The 8539-nt window shown below is 71.8% G+C and carries 4 protein-coding genes; all 4 read left to right on the forward strand.

Going from position 1 to position 8539, the window contains the following annotated elements; genetic code table 11:
• Window positions 1–42 precede the first annotated feature (42 nt).
• The 4 genes from glgX (AB0C38_RS29775) to glgX (AB0C38_RS29790) are packed head-to-tail and all read left to right on the forward strand — an operon-like array spanning window position 43 to window position 8362.
• Entirely contained in the window at window positions 43–2163 is a 2121-nt protein-coding gene (gene glgX, locus AB0C38_RS29775; RefSeq protein ID WP_360679508.1) for a glycogen debranching protein GlgX, read from the forward strand.
• Entirely contained in the window at window positions 2160–4445 is a 2286-nt protein-coding gene (treY, locus tag AB0C38_RS29780) for a malto-oligosyltrehalose synthase (RefSeq protein ID WP_360679510.1), read from the forward strand. Before glgX (AB0C38_RS29775) ends, treY begins: the two co-directional genes overlap by 4 nt.
• Window positions 4442–6154, forward strand: coding sequence for a malto-oligosyltrehalose trehalohydrolase (treZ, locus tag AB0C38_RS29785; RefSeq protein ID WP_360679513.1), 1713 nt, complete (start codon window positions 4442–4444; stop codon window positions 6152–6154). Before treY ends, treZ begins: the two co-directional genes overlap by 4 nt.
• A 51-nt stretch (window positions 6155–6205) precedes the next feature.
• Window positions 6206–8362: a glycogen debranching protein GlgX gene (glgX, locus tag AB0C38_RS29790; RefSeq protein WP_360679516.1), complete on the forward strand. Its 2157-nt coding sequence runs from the start codon at window positions 6206–6208 to the stop codon at window positions 8360–8362.
• Window positions 8363–8539 lie beyond the last annotated feature (177 nt).

Genomic DNA, 8539 nt, shown 5'->3' on the forward strand with positions numbered 1-8539 from the left:
GGGCGCGCCTGGTACACCCTGCAACAGCTCGAGGAGATTTCAGTGCGGCCCTGGCCCGGAACGCCCTACCCGCTCGGCGCCACCTACGACGGAGTCGGGACGAACTTCGCCCTGTTCTCCGAGGCGGCCGAGCGGGTCGAACTGTGCCTGTTCGACGCCGAGGGCAACGAGACGCGGTACGCGCTCGAAGAGGTGGACGGCTTCGTCCACCACGGCTACCTGCTCAACGTCGGGCCCGGGCAGCGGTACGGCTTCCGCGTCCACGGCCCGTACGACCCGGCCCGCGGCCTGCGCTGCAACCCGAACAAGCTGCTCATCGACCCCTACGCGAAGGCCGTCTCGCACGGCGTGAAGTGGGACGAGTCGCTGTTCGGCTACCAGTTCGCCAACCCGGACGAGCGCAACGACGACGACTCCGCCGGTCGGGTGCCGTATTCGCTGGTGGCGAGTCCGTTCTTCGACTGGGGCAACGACCGCCAGCCGAAGCGGCCGTACAACGAGACGGTCATCTACGAAGCCCACGTCAAGGGCATGACGGTGAATCACCCGTTCGTGCCCGAGGCGCTGCGGGGCACGTACGCCGGGATGGCGCACCCCGCCGTCGTCGAGCACCTGCAGAAGCTCGGCGTGACGGCGGTGGAGCTGCTGCCGGTGCACCAGTTCGTCTCCGACCACGGCCTGGAGGAGAAGGGCCTCACGAACTACTGGGGCTACAACACGATCGGCTACTTCGCGCCGCACGACTCCTACGCCGCGATGCCCGGCGAAGGCGGCCAGGTCCAGGAGTTCAAGGGCATGGTCAAGGCCTTCCACGAGGCCGGCATCGAAGTGATCCTCGACGTGGTTTACAACCACACCGCGGAGGGCAACCACCTCGGGCCGACCCTGTCGATGCGCGGCATCGACAACGAGGCCTACTACCGGCTGGTGGAGGGGGAGCCCGAGTACTACATGGACTACACCGGCACCGGGAACTCCCTCAACGTGCGCAACCCGCACACCCTGCAGCTGATCATGGACTCGCTGCGGTACTGGGTGACGGAGATGCACGTCGACGGCTTCCGCTTCGACCTCGCCTCGGCGCTGGCGCGCGAGTTCTACGACGTCGACCGGCTGTCCACGTTCTTCGACCTGGTGCAGCAGGACCCGATCGTGAGCCAGGTGAAGCTGATCGCCGAGCCGTGGGACGTCGGTCCCGGTGGCTATCAGGTCGGCAACTTCCCGCCGTTGTGGACGGAGTGGAACGGGCAGTACCGCGACACCGTCCGCGACTTCTGGCGCGGCGAGCCCTCGACGCTGGGTGAGTTCGCGTCGCGGATCACCGGCTCGTCGGACCTCTACCAGGACGACGGCCGCCGCCCGTTCGCGTCGATCAACTTCGTCACCGCGCACGACGGCTTCACGCTGCGGGACCTGGTGTCCTACAACGAAAAGCACAACGAGGCCAACGGTGAGGACGGCCGCGACGGCGCCGACGACAACCGGTCGTGGAACTGCGGGGTCGAGGGCGACACCGACGACGCCGAGGTGAACGAGCTGCGCGCCCGCCAGCAGCGCAACATGCTGGCCACGGTGCTGCTGTCGCAGGGCGTGCCGATGATCCTGCACGGCGACGAGTTCGGCCGGACCCAGCAGGGCAACAACAACGTCTACTGCCAGGACTCCGAACTGTCCTGGATGGACTGGGCGCTGGCCACCGAGCACACCGCCCTGGTCCGCTTCACCGGCGGGCTGACCGCGTTCCGGCACCGGCACCCGGTGTTCCGCCGCCGCCGGTTCTTCCAGGGCGGCCCGGTCGGCAAGGGCGACAAGCTCGGCGACATCGCCTGGTTCACCCCGGCCGGCGAGGAGATGACCGAGCAGAACTGGGACGACGGCTTCGGCAAGGCGGTCGTCGTCTTCCTCAACGGCCAGGCGATCCCCGACCTCGACCCGCGCGGGATGCACGTCGAGGACGACTCGTTCCTGCTCGCGTTCAACGCGCACTACGAGGACATCGACGCGAAGCTGCCGGGCAACGGCTACGGCGAGGCCTGGACGGTCGTCGTCGACACCGCGACCGGCGAGGTCGAGCCCCACGACGCGAAACCCATCGAAGGCGGCGGCCAGCTCACCCTGCCCGCCCGCTCCCTGATCGTGCTGCAGCGGACGGAGCCCGAATGACGGTGCCGGAGTCGACCTACCGGGTGCAGCTGCGCCCGGAGTTCTCCTTCAGCGACGCCGCCGGTATCGCCGGCTACCTGCGTGACCTGGGCATCGGCGCGCTCTACGCGTCGCCGGTGCTCGACGCGGCGCCCGGCTCGACGCACGGCTACGACGTCGTCGACGCGGGCCGCGCGCGGCCCGCGCTGGGCGGTGAATCGGCCCGGCAGGAGCTCAGCGCACTGCTGAAGGAGCTCGGGCTCGGCCTGGTCGTCGACATCGTGCCGAACCACATGTCGGTCGAGGTGCCGAAGGTCAACCGGTGGTGGTGGGACGTGCTGGCGCACGGCCGCGACTCGGAGTTCGCGTCCTTCTTCGACGTCGACTGGGACCGCGGCCCGATCCTGCTGCCGGTGCTCGGCGACGACAGTGCCGACGGAGCCGTCGCCGAGCTGACCGTCGACGACGGCGAGCTCGCCTACTACGACCACCGCTTCCCGATCGCCCCCGGCACGGAAAGCGGGACACCCCAGGAGGTCCACGAGCGCCAGCACTACCGCCTGGTCGGCTGGCGCCGCGGCAACGCGGAGCTGACCTACCGTCGGTTCTTCGACATCACGAACCTGGCCGCGGTCCGCGTCGAGGACCCGATCGTGTTCGCCGAGACGCACGGCGAGGTCCTGCGCTGGGTCGCCGACGGCGACGTCACCGGCCTGCGCGTCGACCACCCGGACGGCCTCGCCGACCCGGGCGGGTACTTCCGGCGGCTGCGCGAGAACGCCCCGGGCGCCTGGGTCGTGGCGGAGAAGATCCTGCACCCGGGCGAGCCGCTGCCGCAGAGCTGGGCGGTCGACGGCACCACCGGCTACGACGCCCTGCGCGAGATCGCCGGCGTCTTCGTCGACCCGGGCGCCGAGCCCGACTTCACCGCGCTGGCCACGGAGCTGGGCGTGAAGACCGGCTACCACCGCGTCGAGGCCGAGGCCCGGCGCCTGGTCACCGACCACATCCTCGTGGCCGAGGTCCGGCGGATCGCGGCGCTGCTGCCCGACGTCGATTCCGAGCAGGCCCGGCAGGCCGTCGCCGAGACCATGATCGCCTTCCCCGTTTACCGCTCCTACCTCCCCGAAGGCGCGGCGCACTGGACGGCGGCGATCGAAGGCGCCCGGCAGGCCCGGCCCGACCTCGCCGACGCGCTGCTCATCCTCGACGCGTACGTGCGGAAAAACCCCGGCAGCGAGCTGGCCACCCGGATCCAGCAGACGTCCGGCATGGTCGTGGCGAAGGGCACCGAGGACACGACGTTCTACCGCTACACCCGGTTCGCCGCGCTCAACGAGGTCGGCGGGAACCCGGACCGGTTCGGCCTCGGCGTCGAGGAGTTCCACCGCCTGGCGGCCGAGCGCGAAGCCGGCTACCCGGCCTCGATGACGACGCTGACCACGCACGACACCAAGCGCTCGGAGGACACCCGGGCGCGGATGGCCGTGCTCGCGGAGGTGCCCGGCGAGTTCGCCGAGGCCGTCCGCCGGTGGACCGCGCGGCGTGGGATCGACGAGCCGTCGCTGAACCTCCTCGCGTGGCAGACGCTGGTCGCGGCCTGGCCGATCGAGCCGGCCCGGCTGCGGGACTACCTCGACAAGGCGGCCAAGGAGGCCAAGCTCCGGACCAGCTGGACCAGCCACGACGAGGCGTTCGAGGCCGACGTCGCCGCCTGGCCCGGGGACGTGATGGGCGACGCCGGTCTGGCGTCGGAGATCGAGACGTTCGTCGCGCGCATCGAAAAGCCCGGGTACGCGAACTCGCTCGGCCAGAAGCTGGTGCAGCTGACCGCGCCCGGCGTCCCGGACGTCTACCAGGGCACCGAGCTGTGGGACTTCTCGCTGGTCGACCCGGACAACCGCCGCGCGGTCGACTACGCGGTCCGGCGCGAGATCCTGGCGCGGGTCATCGACGGCGAGCTGCCGGAGATCGACGCGTCGGGCGCGGCGAAGCTGCTCGTCGTGCACAAGGCGCTGCGGCTGCGCCGCGAACACCCGGCGCTGTTCCGCGGCTACCGGCCGCTGCGGGCCGAAGGTGCGGCAGCGGAGCACGTGCTGGCCTACACGCGCAGCGCGGACCTCGCGGTGGCGGTGACCCGGCTGCCGGTCGGCCTGGAAGCCGCCGGCGGCTGGCGCGACACGGTGCTGCCGCTGCCCGCCGGCGTCTGGACCGACGTCCTGACCGGCCGCGACGCCACCGGCGACGTGGCCACCCTGTTCGAGCGGTACCCCGTGGCGTTGCTGGTGCGAGGAGACGCATGAGGTTCAGCGTGTGGGCCCCGTCGGCCCGCCGGGTCCGGGTGAGCGCCGACGCCGGCGTGCACGAGATGACCGCCGGCGACGGCGGCTGGTGGCACGCCGAGGCCGAGGGCAGCAACTACGCCTTCCTGCTCGACGACTCGGACGACCGGCTGCCGGATCCGCGGTCGCGGTGGCAGCCGCACGGCGTCCACCAGGAGTCGCGCGTCTACGACCACGCGGAGTTCGACTGGACCGACGACGCCTGGCACGGCCGTCAGCTGCCCGGCGGCGTCGTCTACGAGCTGCACGTCGGCACGTTCACCGGGGGCGGCACCTTCGACGCGGCCATCGACCGGCTCGACCACCTCGTCGACCTCGGCATCACGCACGTCGAGCTGCTGCCGGTCAACTCCTTCGACGGCACCGCGGGCTGGGGCTACGACGGCGTCCTCTGGGGCGCGGTCCACGAGCCCTACGGCGGGCCGGACGGCTTCAAGCGGTTCGTCGACGCGGCCCACGCGCGCGGCTTGGCGGTCGTGCTCGACGTCGTCTACAACCACCTCGGGCCCTCGGGCGCGTACCTCGACCGGTTCGGGCCGTACTTCGCCGGGCAGAACGACTGGGGTCCCGGCCTGAACCTCGACGGCGCCGGCTCGGACGAGGTCCGCCGGTACGTCGTGGACAACGCGCTGAGCTGGTTCCGCGACTTCCACATCGACGCGCTGCGCCTGGACGCCGTGCACGCGCTGCTCGACCGGCGGGCCGTCCACCTGCTCGAACAGCTCGCCGTCGAGGTCGAGGCGCTGTCGGCGGCGCTGAACCGGCCGCTGACGCTGATCGCCGAGTCCGACCTCAACGACCCGAAGCTGGTCACGCCCCGCGAGCGCGGTGGGTACGGCCTGCACGCCCAGTGGTCGGACGACTTCCACCACGCGCTGCACGTCAAGCTCACCGAAGAGACGTCCGGTTACTACACGGACTTCGCCGCCGAAGATGCCGTCGAGCGGGTGCTGCGCGAGGTGTTCTTCCACGCCGGGACCTGGTCGTCGTTCCGCGAGCGGACCCACGGCCGCCCGGTCGACACCCGGACCGTGCCGGGTCACCGGTTCCTCGCCTACCTGCAGAACCACGACCAGATCGGCAACCGCGCGACCGGTGACCGGCTGCCGGCGACGGTGTCGCCGGGCCGGCTGGCCTGCGGTGCGGCGATCCTGTTCTGCTCGCCGTTCACGCCGATGGTGTTCATGGGGGAGGAGTGGGCGGCGAGCACGCCGTGGCAGTTCTTCGCGTCCTTCCCGGACCCGGAGCTGGCCGACGCGGTCCGCACCGGACGCCGTCGCGAGTTCGCCCGGCACGGCTGGGGCGAGTCCGACGTCCCGGACCCGATGGACCCGGCGACCGTCGAGCGCTCGCGGCTCGACTGGGCCGAAGTGGACACGCCCGGCCACCGGGAGATGCTCGAGCTGTACCGGACGCTGATCCGGCTGCGGCGCGAACACCCCGAACTGGCCGGTCCGTGGGCGGCCGACCTGCGGATCGACGCCGCCCCGGAGGGGTCCTGGCTCGTGCTGCACCGCGGCCGGCTCCGGCTCGCCGTCAACTTCGGCACTGGCCCGGTGACGCTCCCGCTTGGCGCCACCGCGACCCTGCTGACCTGGGCCGGGGCCACCGTGGACGGGGGCGCGGCGGTTCTGCCGCCGGACAGTTTCGTTCTGGTCGAAACCCGGTAACTCCGGCGGCACGCCGCGCGCGATCCGGGCCGGATCTGGGACGATTCAGGAATGGCCACACGACCCTCGACCCAGCACGTCCGCGCCGGACGCCCGTTTCCGCTCGGCGCCCACCCGGAGGCCGGCGGCGTGCGGTTCGCGATCACGTCCGCCGTGGCGGACGCCGTGGACCTGTGCTTGATCGACGCCGACGGGTCCGAACGCCGGATCGCGCTCACCGAGCGCACGTTCGGCGTCTGGCACGGCCTGGTGCCCGGGGTGACGCCGGGGCAGCGCTACGGCTACCGGATCCACGGCCCGTACGACCCCGCCCGCGGCCTGCGCTGCAACCCGCACAAGCTGCTCCTCGACCCGTACGCCCGGCAGATCACCGGCGGGCTCACCGACCTGCGCGCGGCCCAGGGCTTCACCGGCGACCCCGAGCGCGGCCCGATGTCCACTGTGGACTCCCTGGGCAGCGTGCCGCTGTCGGTGGTGTCCTCGCCGGGCGGGCCGGACACCGGCGTCAAGCCGGAGGTCCCGTTCGAGGAGGCGGTCGTCTACGAGCTGCACGTCAAGGGGTTCACGCAGCAGCACCCGTTCATCCCGGAGGCGCTGCGCGGCACCTACCTCGGCCTGGCCCACCCGGTGGCGATCGAGTACCTGACCCGGCTCGGCGTCACGTCGGTGGAGCTGCTGCCGGTGCACTCGTTCCTCGACGAGCCGTCGCTGGTCCGGGCCGGGCGGCACAACTACTGGGGGTACTCGCCGCTCGGCTTCTTCGCGCCGCACGCCGCGTACGCCAGCGAGCCCGGCCACGAGGTCGAGGAGTTCCGGCTGATGGTGGCCGCGCTGCACGCGGCCGGCATCGAGGTGATCGTCGACGTCGTGTTCAACCACACCTGCGAGGGCGGCCCCGACGGCCCGACGCTGAGCTTCCGCGGGCTGAACGCGCCCGTGTACTACCTGCACACCGAGCGCGGCCACATGGCCGACATCACCGGCTGCGGCAACACCCTGGAGGCCGGCTCGCCGACCGTGGTCCGGCTGGTCACCGACTCGCTGCGGTACTGGACGCAGGAGCTGGGCGTCGACGGCTTCCGGTTCGACCTGGCCAGCACGCTCGGCCGGGCCCGCGGCGGCGGGTTCGACCCCGCGTCGACGCTGCTCACCGCGATCACCACCGACCCGGTGCTCACGCGCTGCAAGCTCATCGCCGAGCCGTGGGACGCCACCGGCGAGGGCTACCGCGTCGGCGGCTTCGGTGCCCAGTGGGCCGAGTGGAACGGCCGCTACCGCGACACGGTGCGCGACTTCTGGCGTGGCGCGACGGGCGTGCGCGACCTCGCCTACCGGCTGTCCGGTTCGTCGGACCTCTACGACCACAACCTTCGGCGGCCGTGGCAGTCGATCAACTTCGTCACCGCCCACGACGGCTTCACGCTGCGGGACCTGGTGTCCTACAACGAAAAGCACAACGAGGCCAACGGCGAGGACAACCGCGACGGCGGCAACGACAACCGCTCGTGGAACCACGGCGCCGAGGGCGGCACGGCCGACCCGCGGATCCGCGAGCTGCGCGCGCGGCAGGTGCGGAACATGTTCGCCACGCTGCTGCTGTCCACCGGCACCCCGATGATCACCGCGGGCGACGAGTTCTGGCGGACCCAGGGCGGCAACAACAACGCGTACTGCCTCGACGACGAGACGTCCTGGCTGGACTGGACCCCCGAGGACGCCGAAGCCGCCGAGGCCGACGCCATGTTGAGCTTCGCCCGCCGGGTCGTGCGGCTGCGGGCGAACAGCCCGGCGCTGCGGCAGCCGGAGTTCTTCGAAGGCCGGACGACCCCGACCGGCAAGCCGGACCTGGTCTGGTTCCGGCCGGACGGCGAGGAGTTCGGCGAGACCGACTGGTTCGAGGACCGGCACACGCTCGGCATGTGGGTCGACGGCTCGAACAGCCAGGCCCGCAACCGCGACGGCGAGCTGGTGCCCGACCACTCGTGGCTGATGTGGCTGCACGCGGGGGACGAGCCGGCCGAGGTGGTGCTGCCGGGCCGCGAGTACGGCGAGACGTTCAAGCCGACGCTCGACACGAGCACCGCGGACGGCAGCCCGGCCAACCCCGGTCCGCTGGAGGCCAAGAGCCGGCTGACGCTGCAGTCCCGGTCGCTGCTCCTGCTCCGCGCCCCGCGCCTGGCGGCGGGACACCCGACCGAAGGCCACTGACCAGTACCCGGAGGGTCGGCTCGCGTACCTGGAGAGTCGGCTCGCGTACCTGGAGAGTCGGCTCGCGTACTCGGACAGTCGGCTCACCGGCCGGCCAGCCACTCACAGTCGAGCGCGAGGCAGCCTCGGTCTGATGTCTCGGCGAGGCAGATCGGCCGGGAGTCTGGTCCCGCCCCG

Origin of the sequence: Amycolatopsis sp. NPDC048633 (genome assembly GCF_040650695.1) — a bacterium.
In the GTDB taxonomy this organism is placed as follows: domain Bacteria; phylum Actinomycetota; class Actinomycetes; order Mycobacteriales; family Pseudonocardiaceae; genus Amycolatopsis.

Bases quoted from the DNA above. Each gene is read 5' to 3' on its own strand.
- treY (WP_360679510.1), top strand. From the start codon at position 2,160: ATGACGGTGCCGGAGTCGACCTACCGGGTGCAGCTGCGCCCGGAGTTC.
- treZ (WP_360679513.1), top strand. From the start codon at position 4,442: ATGAGGTTCAGCGTGTGGGCCCCGTCGGCCCGCCGGGTCCGGGTGAGC.
- glgX (WP_360679516.1), top strand. From the start codon at position 6,206: ATGGCCACACGACCCTCGACCCAGCACGTCCGCGCCGGACGCCCGTTT.